The following is an 18439-nucleotide window of genomic DNA, read 5'->3' on the forward strand; positions in this document are numbered from 1 at the left end:
CCGACACGGCTAATATTATTTACCCTAATGAATATGCCAGAATAGCCGGCTAATTTTGGTTTTGTAGGTTGTTTACTACAAAACCTAACGGATAGGAGTTTCATGAATACTGTATATTCAATCGGAGAACTAGAATCGTTTTTGGTCGCCATCTTGGTATTGTTTATCGGCCACACAGTCAATCGTCACGTTCCTTTTTTCAAAAAGTACAATATCCCAGAGCCCATTATCGGCGGCCTGGTTGTCGCAGCTGCTATCACAGTGCTTCATTTTCAGAATATTACCTTAGCGTTTTCACTGCCAATGCAAAATACGCTGATGCTGATGTTTTTCAGTACGGTTGGCCTTGCTGCTAGTTATAAACTGCTAGCCCGCGGTGGCAAAAAGGTCTTCATTTTTCTTGGTATTGCGTCAATTTACATCATTTTACAGAACGCGGTAGGTGTGAGCTTGGCAACTATGCTTGGCTTAGATCCCTTAATGGGTCTGGTTGCTGGCTCTATTACACTTTCAGGTGGGCATGGCACTGGCGCTGCGTGGTCGCAAACATTTGCAGACCACTACAATATGAACACCCTAGAGTTTGCTATGGCTGCTGCCACATTTGGACTAGTCATGGGCGGTATTATTGGTGGACCAGTAGCGCAAAAGTTAATTGATAAGAATAAGCTAGAGTCGTCATATGGTATTGGTGGCAACCACCATAAAGACCATCCAGATTTGGTGACCTATGATCAGCTTGAAGAAGATAACGTTACCGCTAAAAGTGTACTAGAAACCCTGTTTATAATTATGTTGTGTGTGGCGGGTGCCAGGTGGGTAGGGACTTTAGTTGCAAGCTTTGATATCAGCTGGTTAAAGATGCCTGATTTTGTCTATGCGTTATTTCTTGGGGTAATAATTACCAATCTAACAGAAATGACTCGTGGCTATAAGATGAATAACGAGTGCGTTGATATCTTAGGTACGGTGGCGTTGTCGTTGTTCTTAGCAATGGCGCTGATGAGCTTAAAGCTGTGGGAAATTTTTGATTTAGCCATTCCGCTATTGATTATTTTGATGGTACAAACTGTTGTTTTAGCTTGCTTTGCTTACTTTGTAACATTTAGAGTTATGGGCTCAAACTACGACGCAGCAGTTATGGCGGGCGGCCATTGTGGCTTTGGTATGGGGGCAACACCTACTGCAGTGATGAACATGGGGGCATTAGTTTCTCGTAATGGTCCGTCACCACAAGCGTTTATGGTTGTGCCTATCGTTGGTGCGTTCTTTATCGATATCGTTAACTTAATTGTGTTGCAGGGCTATATTGGTTTTATTCTATAAACCGTCAGTAGTCCAGAGAGAAGGCACGCTTAGCGTGCCTTTTTTGTTGTTCATTTTGGCTTAAACTAGATGGCGTCCGCCATCAATTTTCAAACTTTGTCCGGTCATATACTGACTATCAAGCAGGTACTTCACCGCTTTTAACGCTTCAGCTTCACCGCCTTCTTGCTGTATAAGCGCTTTTTTAAGTGCCTTTTGCTTATAGTGAACATCGTCATCGAGATTAAACATCAACATAGCAGGGGCTATGCTGTTGACCTTTATCTTAGGCGCCAGTTTGGCAGCAAAAGACAAAGTTAAGCTATGCAATGCTGCCTTACTCGCGGCATAGGCCGCGTGCTTCTTACTCCCTTTATCAACGACGTAATCGGTAATGTGAATGATATCGGCAAAAGGGGAAGCGTTATTGTGCAACAACGGCGTTAGCGCCTGATTAATGGCGTAGGGCGTGCTAGCGTGAATACGCATCATCTGTTCTATTGTGGCTAACGGATTGGCGTGATCAGTATCTGGTAGCCAGTCAGATGCATTATGGATAATGGCTCTGAGACTAGGGTATGACTGTTTGATGTTTGTTATCAGCTGCTCGGTTTGCTCTGGCTGATAAAAATCACAACTGTATAGTTGTACCCCCAGAGCTTCTAGTTGCTGCAACTCAGGGCGCAGGGTGCGATAGGTACCGATGACTTGATAGCCTTCATTAGTCAAATGAGTTGCTAAATAAAGCCCGACACGCTTACCAACACCGGTAATTAAAATTGTTTGCGCCATGTATTACCTATTTTGTCTGAGAAATTCACTACGGGTTGATGGATCGGATTTAAAACTTCCGCCTAGCGCAGTGGTTTGGGTTTGTGATTGGGTATCCATAACACCGCGAGATTTCACGCAGTAGTGAGTAGCATTAATGCTTACAGCCACATCATCAGTCCCAAGCAAAGTTTGCAAGGCCACCATAACCTGCTTAGTTAAGCGTTCTTGCACTTGGGGGCGCTGAGCAAAAAATCGCACGATACGATTGATTTTAGATAAGCCGATGATGTTATTTTTAGGGATATAGGCCACACTCGCTAAACCATCGATGGTAATAAAGTGATGTTCACAGGTGCTGACAACGCTAATATCACTTATTTTGACCATTTCATCGACACCCATCTTATTTTCAATTTGGGCTATTTTCGGAAAGTTAGCGTAATCAAGCCCAGCAAAAATCTCATTTACGTACATTTTGGCTATTCGATGTGGGGTCTCGCAAAGGCTATCGTCTGTAAGATCCAACCCTAGAGTGGATACGACTTCCGTCATTAAGCCTTTAATACGTTCATATTTTTGTTGGTTATCCATATCGGATGGAGTCAATGGTGTTTCCAACCCTTGAGAGATCAGGGCATTTCGTACTTGATCTGCTTGTGATAAATCCATAAGTACCTCCTAGCTTATGCTTGAATTTTTTGTGTGTTAGTCACGGTGATATTCAAGACTGAGCGATACTGAGTCGGCAAAACGTAAGGCGTGTGGCTTATCTACTGTTACGCGAGCAAACTGCACCCACGCATGATCACGGCTAATATCTAAAATGTCTGATACCAGCTTTTCTAGCAGTAGAAAACGACCTTCCTCCACATGTTGAATCACTGCTTTGGTGATTCTCTTATAGTTAAGTGCTTCTTCGACATTATCTTCGCGAATTGCGTTTTGAGCTGGGTAATGAATTTCTATATTTATCACCACATCCTGCATTTTTTGTCTTTCTTCTAAGTTGAATCCAATAAAGGTCCGCAGACGTAAATTGGTTATTTTGATGATCGCATTGCTGGTGGTCATAGGCAGTCCTTTTCATTTAACTATAGGCCAGAGTACGCAATATTCAGTAATTTAGATCATCTGTTACCGTTTATTGCTCAGTAGTAAAGATCTAAATCGCTTGTTGATGCGTACTTATTTTTACTATTTAGGCTGAGATAAATGCAATGAAAAGTGAGAAAACAATTTGGCTAGGTTTAGGATACGCAGGATTGTTGCCCTTTATTATCACCACAGTAATGAGTTGGGCTGGCTGGGTGGCACCTTGGCTGGATCCTAAATTTGCATTTATCAGTTACAGCGCCACCATTTTGAGTTTTTTGGCCGGTACGCTCTGGGGCCGAGTTCTGTCTTTGTACGCCAGCAATAACATCGGCAACTTGCTTATCTTAAGTAATCTTTATGCATTGCTGGCGTGGTTTTCATTATTGTTAGCGGTTCCTGCTGTGGGATTGGTAACTTTGTCTTTCGGTTACTTTAGTTTGCTTAGCATCGAAAAAAACTGTCAAAACTTACCTGTCGATCAAGAGTATCGCCGTATGCGAGTGAGGTTGACTAGCGTGGCACTGTTGACGCATTTTTTGATGTTGATAAATATTCTGTTTGGAGGGTAAAGATGAAATTAAGAATATTCTACGACTCATTGTGTCCGCTTTGTGATGCTGAAATGCAGCAGATAAAAGCACTCGACCATAATGATGATATTGAGCTACAAGATCTCAATCAAGATGACTTTTCTGAGAAATACCCCTATATCGATTTTATCCTCGCTAACCGTATTCTGCATGGTGAACTGGCTGATGGTACCTTAATCAAAGGCTTAGATGTGACTTACGAGGCGTGGGCTGCTGTAGGTAAGGAACGCTACGTAAAATTACTAAGGTGTCCACTGCTTAAGCCCGCAGCTGATCTCGGCTACCGTTTTTTTGCCAAACATAGATACCGCATTTCTTACCTTTTAACCGGAAAGCAGCGTTGTGAAGGGGGGACTTGCCCGCGTTAATTTTAGGTTCGACTAGAATTACTTTTGACTGTGATGCAATCAATAGCCCGGTTCATTCGTTATAGCTATTGAACATCTTACCAATCAAAAGGATTACTAACATGAAATCGACTAATACGGCAGTTGGTGCAACGGTGGCGGGTATTCTGGCGGCGAGTATTTCAATCGGCGCCCAAGCTGTGCCCGATCAGCCTAAAGAGTGGGAAAAGTGTGCAGGCATTGCAAAAGCTGGCGCTAATGATTGTGGTGCGTTAGATGGTAGCCATGGTTGTGCAGGGCAAGCCAAAGAAGACAATATGCCTACAGAGTGGGTTTACGTTCCAGCGGGCACCTGCGACAAAATAACCGGTGGTGAAGTTAAAGCGGTTAAACCGGCTAAAAGCTAGTGCTTAAGTCTGAGATATCGGGTGCAGGCATTGGCCTGCGCTTACCTCATGCGCAACAACTATTGGCCGATGAAAGTATAGAGGTACCGTGGCTTGAAGTGCTTGCTGACAATTGGCTGGTTGCTGGTGGGCTCAATCAACATTTATTACGGGCTGTAAGTGAACGATTCCCTATCGTATTGCACAGTGTGGGTTTATCTCTAGGCGGCCCAAACCCACTCGATGTTAATTACCTGCAACAAATCAAAACGCTTAAACAGCAAACCGGTGCTCACTGGTATTCTGAGCACGCCAGTTTTTCTGGTAACGAAACATATAAAGTGGCAGATCTATTACCATTGCCTTACACCCAAGAAGCTGTGATGCATATTAGCCAAAGGATTAGGCAAACCCAGGATTTTATGGGTGAAAGGATTTTATTAGAAAATGTGTCTACCTATATGAGTTGTCGTTACAACGAGCTTAGTGAAGGGGAGTTTATTGCTGCAATCGCAGCAGAGGCGGATTGTTATTTGTTGCTCGATATCAATAATGCCTTTGTCACTAGCGTTAACTTACAGCAGTCAATGTCGTCATTTTTGCAGACTATCCCAATCGAGCGAGTTAAGCAGATCCATCTTGCAGGATTTCACGATAAAGGGGATTACTTGCTGGACGCTCATAACCACCCTATTGACCCTAAAGTTTGGGCGGTATTTACGTCTTATATTAATCAACATGGGGCCATACCTAGCATGATTGAATGGGATAGTGATTTGCCAACGCTAGCGCGATTACTACAAGAGCAGCAAGTTGCTGCAGGCATCTTGCGAACTGCAATTACGTCCGGTATTAGAGATAACAACGCTGGTGATGAACAATGCGTCTAACAGATTGGCAGTCGGCATTTATCGATGCTCTGGAGTCGAAAGGAAACGCTAACAGGTTAAATCAGTTTATTAATGAGCGGGAGCTAAAGCGGGTAGATATCTATCGCAATAACACCTTCCAAGCGTTAGTGGGAGCCTTACAACTGGTGTTTCCCGTTTGTAAAGAGGTGGTAGGTGACATCTGTTTTACGCAGTTAGTTAAAGGTTATTGTCAACAATATCCGCTCAAGGATAGTAATTTAAATCGTTATGGTCGGGATTTTCCCCGCTGGCTAGCTGATGAAGTTAGCCTGCACTCAGCCTTTGTAGATTTGCCATATTTACCTGAACTGGCCGAGTTGGAGTGGCAAATAAATCAAAGTTATTACGCCATGGATTTGCCCACTTTTTTACAAGCCCCGCACTATCATTTAGATGCGTTGGCTGAGCTTAGCGAAAAAGTGCAGCAGCAAGCGATACTGTTGCTGCGGCCAGATCTGGCACTACTGAGCTGTCAGTACCCAGTGCAACAGGTATGGATTAGGCATAAAGAGTTACAAGGTATAGAAACTCCTGCAGGGGAGCCTTGTCATTATCTACTAGTCCATCGCGACCGATTTAAAGTTAGCTTGAGTGCTACAACTCAAGCAGAGATGCAACTGTTACAAGCAGTACAAGCAGGGCAAAACCTAGCGCAAATTACCCATTTCGAGCACGATATCAGCTTGTTGCCTAAGTTGATTGGGCGTCAGTGGATTTGTGGTTTCTATTTACCTACTCCTCAGAAGTCGGAACGTTAACATGGACAGAGAGTTGCTGCAGGCGCTGTATCGCTATTGTTACTGTCTAACGGCTCACTCCTCTCAAGCTGAAGACTTACTGCAAACCTCTATCGAGCGTTGGATCAAATGTCGAGCTAAACCAGCAAATCCACGAGCTTATATTAGAGCGATTATCCGTAATCAATTTATCGATGACTGCCGTAGGTTAAAGGTGGTGGACTTTGAATCATTAGATGAAAATGCGCCAGCATTGCTGGATGAAAGGTGTTTAGAAGAGATTTTTATTCAACATGACTTAATTGAGCATTTGTTTGACAGGCTAAATGCTGCAGAAAGAGAAGTGCTTTACCTATGGGCCGTTGAGGGGTTTAGCACCGCAGAGATTGCAGAAGATTTGGGACAACCTAGAGGCAGTATATTGTCGCGCTTACATCGTATTAAATTAAAGTCAGTTGCTTTAGAGCTAGATCAATCATCAAAGTTGGTAAGGGGGCAGACGAAATGACTAACAAACCTGATACCCCTGAAATCAATTTTAAAGCCAAGATAAAGCAGCATATAGAAAACCAATCATTAAGTGACAGCGGCATTGCAAGAGTGGAGGCGCTACTGACTGATATTGAGCAAAGTGAGCTTTTATCTGTAGGCATAAAAAACGGCGCTAAAAATTGCGATAATAAGAATACTCAAGCTGATACTGCTGCTGAGTTAGCAAATGAGCCCAGAAATAGAGGTTGGCATAGTTATCGATCAAAGCCGCTGCTGACAGTGGCAGCAAGTATTTTTTTATTGATAGTACTGGGTGCGCAGTTTTATTCGCATATTATTTGGCAATCGAAATTGGGGAATCCGTTTGGTAGCGCTAAGTCATCGTTGATACGGCAGACAATGGATTGGAAGATTGCCGAGGAAGTGGCAAAAAACCATATCAAGATGAAGCCATTAGAGGTGCAAACGCAAAGGCTATCCGATTTACGAGATTATTTTATCCAATTAGATTTTAAATTGGTTAGCTCAAGACTAATAACTAACAATAGTCAGATGTTGGGGGGGCGTTATTGCTCTATTCAAGGTTTGACAGCTGCGCAAATCCGCTTTGTCGAACAAGATAAAGCCATTACCTTATACGAGGTGCAATATGACCAAAGCTTATATGGCAAGCTGCCAATGATTGAAGCGGGTGATAAGCCCATTGAACATATTGTTAGGGGCGTCTTAGTGTCTATTTGGGTTGAAAAGGGCTTATTGATGGCCTCGGCTCGTTCAATTGAGTAACCGCTTTACTAGAACATTTAAACAGGGGCTGAGGCAATAGTGTTAAAGCCCCTGTTAAAATAAGACCTGTTCATTATTCTATTGTTGTGCAGCACCTGTATCTCTGCGGTATAGCTGCCACTGCTCGATTTGCTCTCCACTCGGTAAGGTACAAATGCTAGTGGTTAAGTCCACAGTACCACCTTGTTCGATACAGTTTTTAGTTGCCGGGTTCGGCAAACCGACCTGAGGCTTATGTTCTACGCTCGTTGTTGCTGCTTCTGTTCTTTGTGGATGATCTTTACGATACAAGGTCCACTCCTCTATACGTTCGCCACTTGGTAAGCTGCAATAGCCTACTTCACCCTGAGCTTGCTTCTCAATATCCACAGTTCCGCCTAGCGATACGCAGTAAGTTGAAGCGGGATTGGCAAGCTGAACTTGGCTTTTGACTTCTACTGAGTCTAGTGGTTCTTTAGGGACGGGATTACAGCCAGCTAGCAGTAGGATGGCTGTTGCGATAGCAGTGATTTTTACATATTGAGTTTGTAGTATACGAGTATTCATTAGCGACTCCGTGCGAGTTTTAGCAGGCTTGATATTAGGTTGATAGTGTTACTAACGTAATAACAGCCTAAAAGGGTTATTCCATTGAATATTAATTTACGGAAGCTTTTTCTCGAGTTCAAGTCAGTCGTTGTAACCCATTTGTCTTAACTGTAAGTATAAAAATTGAAGTTTATTATGTTTATTCGCTATAACGACTTCACCGTTCTCTTTGGATAATTATTCTTTTTTATAGCTGGTTAGTAATATTTGGTATTGACGTAATAGGTTTTTGCGATATATCCAATCGATAAAGACCGCTTCTTTTAACTGACAATATCGCTCAAACTGTTTTTGGGCAGAAAGAGCGTACGTTGTTAATTAAGAGAATACTCATGGAAATAGTAAAAAAAGCAGGCTTCGCCCTATCACTGGGTTTAGTTGCTGTTAATGCCCAGGCTGACACCTTAACTCGTGATAATGGTGCTCCAGTTGGAGATAACCAAAATTCAATTACGGCAGGTAGTCATGGCAGCGTATTGCTACAAGACGTCCAATTAATCCAGAAGCTACAAAGATTTGCGCGAGAAAGGATCCCTGAGCGAGTCGTGCATGCTAGAGGAACTGGTGTTCATGGCGAGTTCGTTTCTAGCAGTGACTTGAACGAGTTGACCCAAGCTGCACCATTTGCCAAAGAAGGCAAAATCACACCGGTTTTTGTTCGATTTTCTACAGTTATTCATTCAAAAGGCTCTCCTGAAACACTGCGTGACCCTCGTGGATTTGCTACGCGTTTTTACTCCGAACAAGGTAATTGGGACCTAGTGGGTAATAACCTGCCCGTTTTCTTTATTCGAGATGCGATAAAGTTTCCTGATATGGTGCATTCACTAAAGCCATCGCCAATTACTAACCTTCAAGATCCAAACCGTTTCTTTGACTTTTTTAGTCATGAATCGACGGCTACTAACATGCTAACGTGGGTTTATACCAACTTGGGTACCCCTTCTAGCTACCGAAAAATGGATGGCTGGGGAGTACACGCTTACAAGTTCATTAATGATGAACATCAAGTTAAATACGTTAAGTTTCATTGGAAAAGCCAGCAGGGGGTTGAAGGCTTACGCCCAGATGAAGTGGTTAAAATTCAGGGGCAAAACTTCAATCACCTAACAGAGGATCTGTATAGCGAGATCAATCAAGGCAACTACCCAAAGTGGGATCTTATGGTCAAGGTATTGCGCCCAGAGGATCTCAGCAAGTTTGATTACAACCCGCTTGATGCAACAAAGATGTGGCTAGATGTGCCTGAAACCAAAGTCGGAACTATGACGTTGAACCGCGTACCGACCAACTTCTTTCAAGAAACGGAACAAGCCGCTTTTGCACCTTCTAATTTAATTCCCGGAATTGAACCGTCAGAAGATAAGTTACTTCAGGGACGTATTTTCTCTTACGCCGATACACAGCTTTATCGACTAGGGGCTAATTTGTCTCAGCTACCTATTAACCAGCCTAAAGTGCTGGTGGCTAATCATAACCAAGAAGGGGCGGCTAACTATGGCTACACAAGCTCTGATGTGAATTACCAGCCAAGTAAGCAGTTAGCGTTAGTTGAAGAACCACGATACCGCGCAGTGCAGACACCGATTTCGGGCACTGTGCAGCAAGCTGTGATAGCTAAGCAAGATAACTTTACTCAAGCAGGTGTTTTGTATCGTAGTTTGAGCAAACAAGATAAGCAGGATCTGATCACTAATCTGTCGGGTGACTTAGGTAAGGTGCAAGACACCGATGTTAAGCATCAAATGCTGAGCTACTTCTATCTGGCCGATAAAGATTTTGGTAAACGTTTAACCCAAGCTGTATCGGGTGATTTAGGTGAAGTGAAAAGGCGGGCCAATATTTAACCGTCATTAATAGCTATAGGGCTGGTGTTAACTATTTTTAAAAAAGTCCCGTGAGGCGCGTGTTGCTCTGTTCTGCCCAGTTTAGAGTGCGTCTTGCGGGCAACCATAATACCGATAACTCAGTTGATAATGGTGATTCATCGGCAGTCTATTGGGTTTAGGTCTGGACTATGGAGATCTAGTTTATGTATCAGTATTTTTCAGTGAAACAAAATCTTGCTTTGGTTTGGCTGACGCTTGTAGCCATTTTTTAGCACCAGTGATGTGCTGGCCAAGTCTACAGTTACTGTTCAGCCTAGTTTGGCAGACAAGTATGTTGGCGTAGATAAGGCTGTTACGACAGAAGAACGCAGTGATTTAGAAGAGAAGTATCAACTTGGCTACACTCAGCTTTTAGTGAATTACTTTTTCGCGGCCGCAAGAACGGGCGACGTTGAAGTGCTAGCTCATTTTGTTGGCTCAGGGTTTCCAATTGATCAGCGTAATAGCGAGAGTTATACCGCTCTGATGGTTGCGGCTTATCATGGGCAACAACAAGCTACTGCAGTCTTATTAGAGCAAGGAGCCAATGCATGTTTGCAAGATAAGCGTGGCAATACTGCTATTATGGCAGCAGTTATTAAGGCTGAATTTGAAATTATAACGCAACTATACCGCCAAGAGTGCGAAGCTGGGCTGACCAATAAATCGGGAATGACGTTAGAAGAGTTTGCTAGATACTGGGGGCAAGGAGATAAGCTTAAGGATGCGAGCATCGCAGCAAAAAAACAAACGCAACCTTAAGGCTGCGTTTTTGATTTATCTCGTCGGTGGATATAGGAAGACCCCGACGGGTTAAAATAAAACTAAGTGGTTAGCCGCATACCTTACATTGTGGCATCTTCGGTAGTTTCATTTCGCGAAATTCCATGGTCATGGCATCGATCATTAAAATACGTCCCGCTAAGGTTTTCCCCATATTGGCGATCACTTTAATGGCTTCTACCGCTTGGAGACAACCAATCATACCCACCACAGGTGCCAATATGCCTGATTCAACACAGCTAAGCTGTTGCTCACCAAATAGTTTACTGAAACAATGATAGCAAGGTGTGCTGTCTTGATAGTCAAATACAGTGACCATGCCTTCCATACGAATTGCGGCTGCTGAAATCAACGGTTTTTTATGCTTAAAGCAACTCTGGTTGAGTTGTTCCCGCACTGCAACGTTATCGGTGCAATCCATAATGATGCTGTGCTGCTCTACAAGCGCTTCGATTTCATGATCATCGAGAACTGCGTTGATAGTATTAATTTCGATATGTGGATTTAGCGCCGTTAAGCTCTGTTGCGCTGAATCGACCTTTGCTTGGCCTACATTGGCATCTTGATGTAAAACTTGTCTCTGTAAGTTTGAGATCTCAACGGTGTCAAAATCCACTAAGGTCATTGAACCTGCACCAGCCACAGCTAGATACTGGCTCGCTGCACAACCTAAACCGCCAGCACCAATGATCAATACCTTGGCTTGCTTAAGCTTTTCTTGGCCGTCGAAATCCATCGATTTAATCGATATTTGGCGGCTGTAACGTAAAATCTCAGCGTCAGATAATATTTCATCCGTTGCCGGTTGTTCGGTAGACATCAATTTGGTCTCTTCAACTAAATCAGTACAGTGTTTGCGTTAGCAAAGCACACCATTAAAAGGTTCTACAGTGACTAGAGCACCATTACTTAGGCCATCACAATCTTGCGCTAAGATAATAAAGCAATTTGCCAAGGTCATTGAAGTCAGCATGCCTGAGCCTTGGCCACCGGTAATTGCGACTTCAGCTTCACCTGCTGCGTTATAACTTAAAATGGCACGTTGGTATTCTACACGACCTGCGTGTTTGCGGATCTCGCCTTTTAAGGTTGCCGTTAGAGTTACTGGTTTTGTTTGTGGTAAGCCCTGCATTTTGGTTAATAGTGGCCATACTAGTTTATAGAATGTCACCATTGAAGATACTGGATTCCCCGGCAGTCCGCAGAATACGGCGTTACCTAAGTGACCAAAAGCAAAAGGTTTGCCTGGCTTAATAGCCAGTTTCCAGAAAGTAATTTCACCCTCTTCGTCTAAAATCTGCTTAGTGTAATCAGCATCACCAACTGATACACCGCCAGATGTCAGCACCATATCGGCACACTCTGAGGCAGTCTTAAAGGCTTGGCGAATGGCTTCTTTGTCGTCTTCAATAACGCCCAAATCGATCCATTCAATATTGCCACGGCTCAGCAGACCTTGAATACTATAGCGATTAGAGTCGTAGATCTGGCCTGGGCCCAGTTCGCTGCCAACAGGGCGCAGTTCATCACCGGTTGAGAAAAATGCCACTTTAACAATACGTTTAACACGTAACTGGCTAGCGCCGATAGTTGCCAGTACGCCCATTTCTGCGGCACCAATTAAGGTGCCAGCGGTTAATACTTTGGTGCCACTTGTAAGTTCTTCACCACGGTAGCGTACATTGGCGCCCAGCTCTTTAGGGGCTTCAATACTGATTTGGTCGCCATCAGCACTGACTTTTTCTTGCATCTGCACAGTGTCATAGCCACTTGGTAGTGGTGCGCCAGTCATTATACGAACGCAGCCACCTGCAATGCACTTACCTGTAAAAGGATGACCCGCAAAAGACTGGCCAATAAGTTTTAGCGGAGAACCTGCATTAAGATCGGCAAAATTAAAGGCGTAGCCGTCCATCGCAGAGTTGTTAAATGGCGGGAGATCAATATGTGAGGCAAGATCTTCGGCGAGAACTCGGCCTAACGCTTGCGGTAATGTCACGACTTCAGAGTCTGTGATTGGCTTAACTTGTTCTAATAGTTTAACGATAGCCTGATCGGGATGCATGAGGCTAGGTTGAGAACATGGATCTGCATGAGTCTGCATCTATCTATCCTTGGGACGTTAATCGGAACGTTAAGTAAAAACGAATATAGTGCATTATGCCATGGTGATTACAGATGGCTATGATCTGCGCGGCAGTTTTTAAACACAGTTAAAATAGAATAGTCATTAATGGCAATCATTAAGTTAGGGCTATTTGAAGTCTAACAAGCGCCTTAAGTCTGATTTAACTGACTTTTTTGTTAAAAAAGATCGTAATCAAGGTAACTTGAAATGCTGTAAATGAAAACTATTATTATTTAATTAACAATCACTTAAGTAAATTTTATTGCAATTATTAACTAGCTTGATAACAATGTGCGATAAACCGAAAGCATTAAGGATTTGATATGTTGGCCCAGAAGATGATTGACCAGTTAAATGACCAGATCAATATGGAGTTCTTCTCCTCTAACCTTTACCTGCAAATGAGTGCATGGTGTGAAGATAAAGGGTTTGAAGGTGCAGCTAAGTTCATGCGCGCTCATGCTGACGAAGAGATGGGCCATATGCAGCGTTTATTTACTTACGTGAGTGAAACAGGTGGTATGCCATTACTAGGGACGATTGAAGCTCCGCAAGCTGAGTTTCCGTCATTGCTAGCGCTTTTTGAATACACTTACGAGCATGAACAATTAATCACTAAGAAGATTAATGAGCTTGCTCATGCAGCATTCACTAACCAAGATTACTCAACCTTTAACTTTTTACAGTGGTATGTGTCAGAGCAACACGAAGAAGAAAAGCTATTTAAGTCTATCGTAGATAAAATCCGCCTAGTGGGTGAAGATGGTAAGGCGCTATTCTTTGTTGATAAAGACTTGGCACAAATGGCTGTTGAAGAATCAGCAAGCGTAATGACTAGCGCTGCAGAGTAAGCGTTAGCTTTTGTAAAAAATAGCAGCCACTGGCTGCTATTTTTTTACCTATGGTTGTATTGCTACTGCACTACTGCTAATCCAGTTGGCAAGGTTAAGTAGTCAAACGGTTTTGCTTGTTGTAAGTGCGCTAATAGCTTAATGCTTGGTAATGGCTTGGACATTAAGTAGCCTTGGGCATAGTCACAGCCTAAAGCATTCAAGAATCTCCATTGTTCAATTGTTTCAATCCCTTCTGCGACTAGAGGCAAATCGAGATTTTGCGCCATCATTACAATTGCTCTAATCAGTTTTTCGTCCGACGGATCGATAAGTATTTTATCAATAAAGCTTTTATCTATTTTGATGACGGAAATCGGGCATTTAGTTAGATAGCTTAATGCTGAGTACCCCGTACCAAAATCATCAAGATAGATCTCTATGCCTAGTTCCTTGATCGCTTCTAAGACTTTTAGGCACATAGGTTTATCTTCAATGAGTATGCTCTCGGTAATTTCAATATGTACATATTGCGCGGCAATTGCGTGCTGCATTAATGCATCATTGAGTACATCGTAAAAACTAATACCTTTGGAGTTTATACATTGGCGGCCAGATACATTTATGGCCATATTAATCATTAACCCTTGGCTATGTAGCTGATTCAAGTCGGTTAGGGCTTGATGTAAGATCCATTCGCCCAAGGGCTCAATTAGTCCGGTTTCTTCTGCAATGGGAATAAAGTGTTCTGGTGAAATTAAGCCGTACTCAGGATCTTGCCAGCGAATTAACGCTTCAACACTGGTAACTGCGCCGCTACGCATATCGACGATAGGTTGATATTCAAGGTGAAACTCTGATTGCTTTACTGCTTTGCGGAGTCGTTGCTCAAGTTGCATTCTTGCGAGCATTTCAACGTTCATTTCTGGGGAGAAATACTGGTAATGCGCACGACCATCACGTTTAGCTTGGTACATGGCGGTTTCAGAGTTGTGCAATAGCATCTCAATGTCTTGACCATCCTCTGGGTAGAAGGCAATACCGAAGCTAGATGAAATATTGATTTCTTTGCCATCTAATATGAAGGGGCGAGATAGGGCGTCGCTGAGCTTTTGTGCTAAAGGCTCTGCACCTACACTTGTATTATTAAGTGGTGCGATGACAATGAATTCATCACCGCCAATGCGAGCAATAGAGTCTTGAATACCAAGTACGGCTTCCAGCCTGGTTGCTGATTGTTTTAGTATTTTATTGCCAGCAGTATGACCATGTAACTCGTTGACGTACTTAAATCTGTCTAAATCGATAAAGAAAATAGCGACTTGAGTATTTTGTTGAACAGCTGCATCTATTGCATGTTGTAAGCGCGAAGAAAATAAGTGTCGATTGGGTAACTTTGTGAGTGAATCGTAATTACTCTTATACCAAATATCTTGCTCATACTGCTTGTTATTACTGATATCTAAAAATAATCCAATATGTTGTATCGTTTCATTGTGGCTATTTTTGACCGCCGTTATTTTTAGGTATTCAGGATATATTTGCCCGTCTTTGCGTTGGTTCCAGATCTCACCTTCCCAGCTACTGTTATCTGACAGTGATTGCCATAGTTGTTGATAAAACTCTGGCGTGTGGTGCCCTGAGCTTAAAATACTAGGCTTTTTTCCTTTTACATCTTCAAGGTTGTAACCGGTGATCTTGGTAAAAGCTGGGTTAACTAGTTCAATGCAATTATTGGCATCAGTAACCATAATGCCTTCAGCTGAGTGGCTGAATACGGCTGAAGCTTGGTGCAGTGCGCGTTTGGACTTCATTCGCTCTGACATCATTTGGTTTATGGCCTTTGATATTTGAGTCAGTTCGTCGTTGCCATTTAGTGCGAGGTTGAGTTCCAAATCTGGATCTTTTGCTAGCTTTTCAACATCGTCAACTATGCAGGTCACAGAATCTATAAGGTTGTTAGCAATGCTTCTACCTAATAAAAATACTAAATAGAAAAATAGCATTCCAGTAAATAAGCTGATGTAGAGATAATAAATAATCTGCTGTTTTTCTATCTCATTCTGACGGGCAATTTTTTCAGTCAGTTGTAGGTTGAGCTGATGTAGCTTATCGATGGCCACACTAGCAGATTGCCACCAAACTTGGCTGTTAACGACAGGGACTTGTCGTTGCAGTCGATATAAACTGCTATGTAAGGCCATATCTAAGCCTAGGAACTTGAGAGTCACATCGGCTTTAGGTTGGCCAGTTTCTTCAGCATGAAGCACAAACTCCTGATAATTTTCAGCTGTTTGTCGTAGGGTATTAACTAAGAGCTGTTGGTTGGGGTTGAGTGTTTGATTGTGGCTTAAACTTTCTAAGGCAGCTTGCAGCGTAAAGTAGTTTTTCTTAAAACTTGCCAAATAGTCAGGGTTTAGAGTGGTCAAATAACCGTTTAAATTGTAATTAAGCCCGCCATAGCCAACTAAATCACTGATGAGTTCTGCTTGCTTTACTAAATGAATCTGTTGTTTTAGTTGAGCTCGGTAATCGGAAATTTGTTGTATTTGAGGGCTATTTAATAATTGACTGAAATTATCACGGTTATCGAGTGTCATCATAGTGAAAGCGTTTTCAGCAGCGTTATCGAGCTGAAGGCTGATTTGAGTCACTCGTTCGAAATACTCAGGTTCTAATATAGGTGCAGATAAAAGCTGATTAATTAATCCTCGCTCTTGGCCTGCTAACTCCTGCACCTTTAGCATATTAACTAAGTCAGATTGCACTAGTACTTGATAGGATTTATCGCTTTTAAAGCGCAGCTGCGACACAAAATTAATCAGGTTTAAAGTCTGTAGTGAATAGAAATCAAAAAATTCAGGGGTATTAAGTTTAATGATATCTTGCCGAGCAGCATCTAAATTCCGTCGCTCTGCGCTGGCTTTGCTGATGAGTTCTTGTAGAGCGTTAAACAGGTTTATATCGCTTTTAACGGTATTTATAGTTTCTTCAAGTGACGAGTTTACTAGTAACTGTTGAAATGCTTTATCAGTAGCAAGCCACTGCTGTTGAAGCTCCTGTTTATACAGAGTACCGCTGCTGCTATGGTAGCCCGCTGAGAGTCCACGCTCTTTTTGTAGTTCAAAAATCACCTTTTCTATACCCAAGGTAACTTGAGTTGTTAGCACGTTTGCCGATGCATCCTGATATTGCTTTAGTAAGGTCGCCGCGCTAACAATCGCAAGCAATACCAATATAAATACAGGTAAAGCTGCAGATAGAAGGAGTTTACTCCTTAAGCTTAATCGGCTTAATACGGATTGCATTCAGCGTTGACCCTCCACAGGGTATGGTTATGGCAGGGCTATGCCGTACTGATGAAATGTAAAAGAAAAGCGCGATGAATAATAACCATATAAAACCAAAGCTGTCCTACTTAATTAACTAAAGTCTAATCTAGGTCACGATTTTTAACGAATATATCAATTGTGTTTTTAATCAAGAGTTTGATTGATGTAGTTCTGGATTTTGTATGCAAGATTACCTTAATTAGTTGACGATTAACCTAAAAAAAACGGCAGTGATTACTATTAATCATTGCCGTTATTGCACAGGTGTTACGTATTACTGACTATTACGGTAAGCCACGATATCTTCAATCGTCAGTACTGGCATATCATGCTGCTGACCAAAGTCGATAATTTCTGGCAAGCGCGCCATAGTGCCATCTGGCAATGTCACTTCACATAACACCCCAAAAGGCTTTAATCCGGCAAGCTTCATTAAGTCTACCGTGCCTTCAGTGTGGCCGCGACGTTCTAATACTCCGCCTGGGCGAGCACGTAAAGGGTATACATGGCCTGGACGAGCTAAGTCATCAGGTTTAGCGTTATCTGCAATCGCTGCTTTAATTGTGGTAACACGATCTGCCGCTGAAACACCTGTAGTGACACCTTGTTTTGCTTCGATACTCACTGTAAATGCGGTGCCGTACTGGCTGTTGTTGTCGCTGACCATTGGCGGCAGTTGTAACTGCTCGATTCGTTCGTCAGTTAAACAAAGACACACAATACCGCTGCACTCACGAATAAGCAGCGCCATTTGTTGGTTGGTAAGCGTTTCGGCTGAATAGATAAGATCGCCTTCATTTTCTCGGTCTTCATCATCTACGACTAGTACACCTTTGCCTTGGCGTAGTGCAGTTAGTGCAGCGTTAACACGTTCGATTGGATTGCCATAAGCGGCAAGTAAAGACTGATTCATGGATAACATCCTTAAAATACGACATTGGGTTGACCAGAATCAGGGCGTACAGAAAATGGCACATACCTATAGCCAAAGGTGGCATTAAGGGATGCGCATAATAAGATCAACGCAGAGCCCCATAAAGCCAACCATAGCTTAAGGTTCTCTGGTTTTTTCTTATATTCTCTTTCATCCGGACTCAGTGTACTGACTTACATCAATACTCATTACCGTCGGCTCTGGAGTAGGTACAACCTTAGAAACGACGGGCGTCGTAGTTAAGGTCTGTTTACCAGATCTGCTGACCCTAGTTGATATTCAGCGCTACTTATATAGCGTAAACTAGGCGCTCGCGGGCTTTTATATGGTGATTTATCACTAAATAACTTACCGCCGGTGGGGAATTACACCCCGCCCTGAGAATTATCCCGGTTAATGCTCATTCAAGGGAAGAGTCATTAACCAAGTGGCGCTATGTTGCCCCTTATTGAATAAAATGACAAGCTGACGTGGCAAAATGGCGCGCTAGCGCAATAAACGAACAAAAATATCGATTAAAGTGTACTAACACTTCGCGCGTCAACTCCCCGCG

Annotated in this window: 19 protein-coding genes and 1 riboswitch; of the genes, 11 read left to right on the top strand and 8 right to left on the bottom strand. The window is 42.7% G+C overall.

Translation table 11 applies throughout. The features are described 5' to 3' along the window. Nucleotides 1-102 precede the first annotated feature (102 nt). On the top strand, nt 103-1326 hold the full coding sequence (gene gltS, locus AB4298_RS07165) for a sodium/glutamate symporter (RefSeq protein ID WP_249000263.1): 1224 nt from the start codon (nt 103-105) through the stop codon (nt 1324-1326). Nucleotides 1327-1386: 60 nt separating this feature from the next. Here gltS and folM read toward each other — a convergent pair whose 3' ends face one another. The 3 genes from folM to folX are packed head-to-tail and all read right to left on the bottom strand — an operon-like array spanning nt 1387 to nt 3150. Beyond that, nucleotides 1387-2097, bottom strand: coding sequence for a dihydromonapterin reductase (gene folM / locus AB4298_RS07170; RefSeq protein ID WP_249000264.1), 711 nt, complete (start codon nt 2095-2097; stop codon nt 1387-1389). Nucleotides 2098-2100: 3 nt separating this feature from the next. After that, the gene (gene folE, locus AB4298_RS07175) at nt 2101-2748 is read right to left on the bottom strand and encodes a GTP cyclohydrolase I FolE (protein WP_249000265.1); all 648 of its coding nucleotides are present in this window, start codon (nt 2746-2748) and stop codon (nt 2101-2103) included. A 36-nt stretch (nt 2749-2784) separates the two neighbouring features. Next, the gene (gene folX / locus AB4298_RS07180) at nt 2785-3150 is read right to left on the bottom strand and encodes a dihydroneopterin triphosphate 2'-epimerase (protein WP_249000266.1); all 366 of its coding nucleotides are present in this window, start codon (nt 3148-3150) and stop codon (nt 2785-2787) included. A gap of 146 nt (nt 3151-3296) precedes the next feature. Between folX and AB4298_RS07185 the strand changes: the two genes are divergently transcribed. From AB4298_RS07185 to AB4298_RS07215, 7 genes are all read left to right on the top strand, one after another. Further along, complete coding sequence (locus tag AB4298_RS07185; RefSeq protein WP_371986187.1) at nt 3297-3743, top strand: DUF3429 domain-containing protein; 447 nt, start codon at nt 3297-3299, stop codon at nt 3741-3743. A gap of 2 nt (nt 3744-3745) precedes the next feature. Further along, complete coding sequence (locus AB4298_RS07190; RefSeq protein WP_371986188.1) at nt 3746-4132, top strand: thiol-disulfide oxidoreductase DCC family protein; 387 nt, start codon at nt 3746-3748, stop codon at nt 4130-4132. Nucleotides 4133-4233: 101 nt separating this feature from the next. Next, entirely contained in the window at nt 4234-4518 is a 285-nt protein-coding gene (bufA1, locus tag AB4298_RS07195) for a BufA1 family periplasmic bufferin-type metallophore (protein ID WP_249000268.1), read from the top strand. Continuing rightward, nucleotides 4518-5387: an MbnB/TglH/ChrH family RiPP precursor modification enzyme gene (locus tag AB4298_RS07200; RefSeq protein ID WP_371986189.1), complete on the top strand. Its 870-nt coding sequence runs from the start codon at nt 4518-4520 to the stop codon at nt 5385-5387. The genes bufA1 and AB4298_RS07200 overlap by 1 nt, the downstream gene beginning before the upstream one ends. Continuing rightward, nucleotides 5378-6166 carry an HvfC/BufC family peptide modification chaperone gene (locus AB4298_RS07205; protein WP_371986190.1) on the top strand — a complete coding sequence of 263 codons (789 nt, stop codon included), beginning with the start codon at nt 5378-5380 and terminating at the stop codon, nt 6164-6166. The genes AB4298_RS07200 and AB4298_RS07205 overlap by 10 nt, the downstream gene beginning before the upstream one ends. Before the next feature lies 1 nt (nt 6167). After that, nucleotides 6168-6653 carry an RNA polymerase sigma factor gene (locus tag AB4298_RS07210; RefSeq protein WP_249000271.1) on the top strand — a complete coding sequence of 162 codons (486 nt, stop codon included), beginning with the start codon at nt 6168-6170 and terminating at the stop codon, nt 6651-6653. Beyond that, complete coding sequence (locus tag AB4298_RS07215) at nt 6650-7423, top strand: hypothetical protein (RefSeq protein ID WP_249000272.1); 774 nt, start codon at nt 6650-6652, stop codon at nt 7421-7423. The genes AB4298_RS07210 and AB4298_RS07215 overlap by 4 nt, the downstream gene beginning before the upstream one ends. A gap of 78 nt (nt 7424-7501) precedes the next feature. Here AB4298_RS07215 and AB4298_RS07220 read toward each other — a convergent pair whose 3' ends face one another. After that, nucleotides 7502-7969 carry a putative hemolysin gene (locus AB4298_RS07220; protein WP_371986192.1) on the bottom strand — a complete coding sequence of 156 codons (468 nt, stop codon included), beginning with the start codon at nt 7967-7969 and terminating at the stop codon, nt 7502-7504. Nucleotides 7970-8343: 374 nt separating this feature from the next. Between AB4298_RS07220 and katE1 the strand changes: the two genes are divergently transcribed. Beyond that, nucleotides 8344-9858: a catalase KatE1 gene (katE1, locus tag AB4298_RS07225; protein ID WP_371986194.1), complete on the top strand. Its 1515-nt coding sequence runs from the start codon at nt 8344-8346 to the stop codon at nt 9856-9858. Between the two features lie 264 nt (nt 9859-10122). Then, nucleotides 10123-10641 carry an ankyrin repeat domain-containing protein gene (locus tag AB4298_RS07230; RefSeq protein WP_371986195.1) on the top strand — a complete coding sequence of 173 codons (519 nt, stop codon included), beginning with the start codon at nt 10123-10125 and terminating at the stop codon, nt 10639-10641. A gap of 70 nt (nt 10642-10711) precedes the next feature. Here AB4298_RS07230 and moeB read toward each other — a convergent pair whose 3' ends face one another. Both moeB and moeA read right to left on the bottom strand, forming a co-directional pair. Then, nucleotides 10712-11482: a molybdopterin-synthase adenylyltransferase MoeB gene (moeB, locus tag AB4298_RS07235; protein ID WP_371986197.1), complete on the bottom strand. Its 771-nt coding sequence runs from the start codon at nt 11480-11482 to the stop codon at nt 10712-10714. 39 nt (nt 11483-11521) lie between these two features. Further along, nucleotides 11522-12766: a molybdopterin molybdotransferase MoeA gene (gene moeA, locus AB4298_RS07240; RefSeq protein WP_371986198.1), complete on the bottom strand. Its 1245-nt coding sequence runs from the start codon at nt 12764-12766 to the stop codon at nt 11522-11524. Nucleotides 12767-13113: 347 nt separating this feature from the next. Here moeA and ftnA point away from each other — a divergent pair, with 347 nt between their 5' ends. Beyond that, a complete protein-coding gene (gene ftnA / locus AB4298_RS07245; RefSeq protein ID WP_249000278.1) occupies nt 13114-13641 on the top strand; it encodes a non-heme ferritin in 528 nt (175 codons plus the stop codon). 62 nt (nt 13642-13703) lie between these two features. On the opposite strand, the gene AB4298_RS07250 is transcribed toward ftnA, so the two are convergent. Then, nucleotides 13704-16928 carry an EAL domain-containing protein gene (locus tag AB4298_RS07250; RefSeq protein ID WP_371986200.1) on the bottom strand — a complete coding sequence of 1075 codons (3225 nt, stop codon included), beginning with the start codon at nt 16926-16928 and terminating at the stop codon, nt 13704-13706. A 298-nt stretch (nt 16929-17226) separates the two neighbouring features. Continuing rightward, entirely contained in the window at nt 17227-17865 is a 639-nt protein-coding gene (ribB, locus tag AB4298_RS07255) for a 3,4-dihydroxy-2-butanone-4-phosphate synthase (protein ID WP_371986201.1), read from the bottom strand. A 159-nt stretch (nt 17866-18024) separates the two neighbouring features. Continuing rightward, nucleotides 18025-18275, bottom strand: a riboswitch (FMN riboswitch). Nucleotides 18276-18439 lie beyond the last annotated feature (164 nt).

Source organism: Shewanella sp. 10N.261.52.F9 (assembly GCF_041471165.1).
Classification (GTDB): domain Bacteria; phylum Pseudomonadota; class Gammaproteobacteria; order Enterobacterales; family Shewanellaceae; genus Shewanella; species Shewanella marinintestina.

Coding starts and splice junctions, on each gene's coding strand:
- gltS (WP_249000263.1), top strand. CDS start 103: ATGAATACTGTATATTCAATCGGAGAACTAGAATCGTTTTTGGTCGCC.
- folM (WP_249000264.1), bottom strand. CDS start 2,097: ATGGCGCAAACAATTTTAATTACCGGTGTTGGTAAGCGTGTCGGGCTT.
- folE (WP_249000265.1), bottom strand. CDS start 2,748: ATGGATTTATCACAAGCAGATCAAGTACGAAATGCCCTGATCTCTCAA.
- folX (WP_249000266.1), bottom strand. CDS start 3,150: ATGACCACCAGCAATGCGATCATCAAAATAACCAATTTACGTCTGCGG.
- AB4298_RS07185 (WP_371986187.1), top strand. CDS start 3,297: ATGAAAAGTGAGAAAACAATTTGGCTAGGTTTAGGATACGCAGGATTG.
- AB4298_RS07190 (WP_371986188.1), top strand. CDS start 3,746: ATGAAATTAAGAATATTCTACGACTCATTGTGTCCGCTTTGTGATGCT.
- bufA1 (WP_249000268.1), top strand. CDS start 4,234: ATGAAATCGACTAATACGGCAGTTGGTGCAACGGTGGCGGGTATTCTG.
- AB4298_RS07205 (WP_371986190.1), top strand. CDS start 5,378: ATGCGTCTAACAGATTGGCAGTCGGCATTTATCGATGCTCTGGAGTCG.
- AB4298_RS07210 (WP_249000271.1), top strand. CDS start 6,168: ATGGACAGAGAGTTGCTGCAGGCGCTGTATCGCTATTGTTACTGTCTA.
- AB4298_RS07215 (WP_249000272.1), top strand. CDS start 6,650: ATGACTAACAAACCTGATACCCCTGAAATCAATTTTAAAGCCAAGATA.
- AB4298_RS07220 (WP_371986192.1), bottom strand. CDS start 7,969: ATGAATACTCGTATACTACAAACTCAATATGTAAAAATCACTGCTATC.
- katE1 (WP_371986194.1), top strand. CDS start 8,344: ATGGAAATAGTAAAAAAAGCAGGCTTCGCCCTATCACTGGGTTTAGTT.
- moeB (WP_371986197.1), bottom strand. CDS start 11,482: ATGTCTACCGAACAACCGGCAACGGATGAAATATTATCTGACGCTGAG.
- moeA (WP_371986198.1), bottom strand. CDS start 12,766: ATGCAGACTCATGCAGATCCATGTTCTCAACCTAGCCTCATGCATCCC.
- ftnA (WP_249000278.1), top strand. CDS start 13,114: ATGTTGGCCCAGAAGATGATTGACCAGTTAAATGACCAGATCAATATG.
- AB4298_RS07250 (WP_371986200.1), bottom strand. CDS start 16,928: ATGCAATCCGTATTAAGCCGATTAAGCTTAAGGAGTAAACTCCTTCTA.
- ribB (WP_371986201.1), bottom strand. CDS start 17,865: ATGAATCAGTCTTTACTTGCCGCTTATGGCAATCCAATCGAACGTGTT.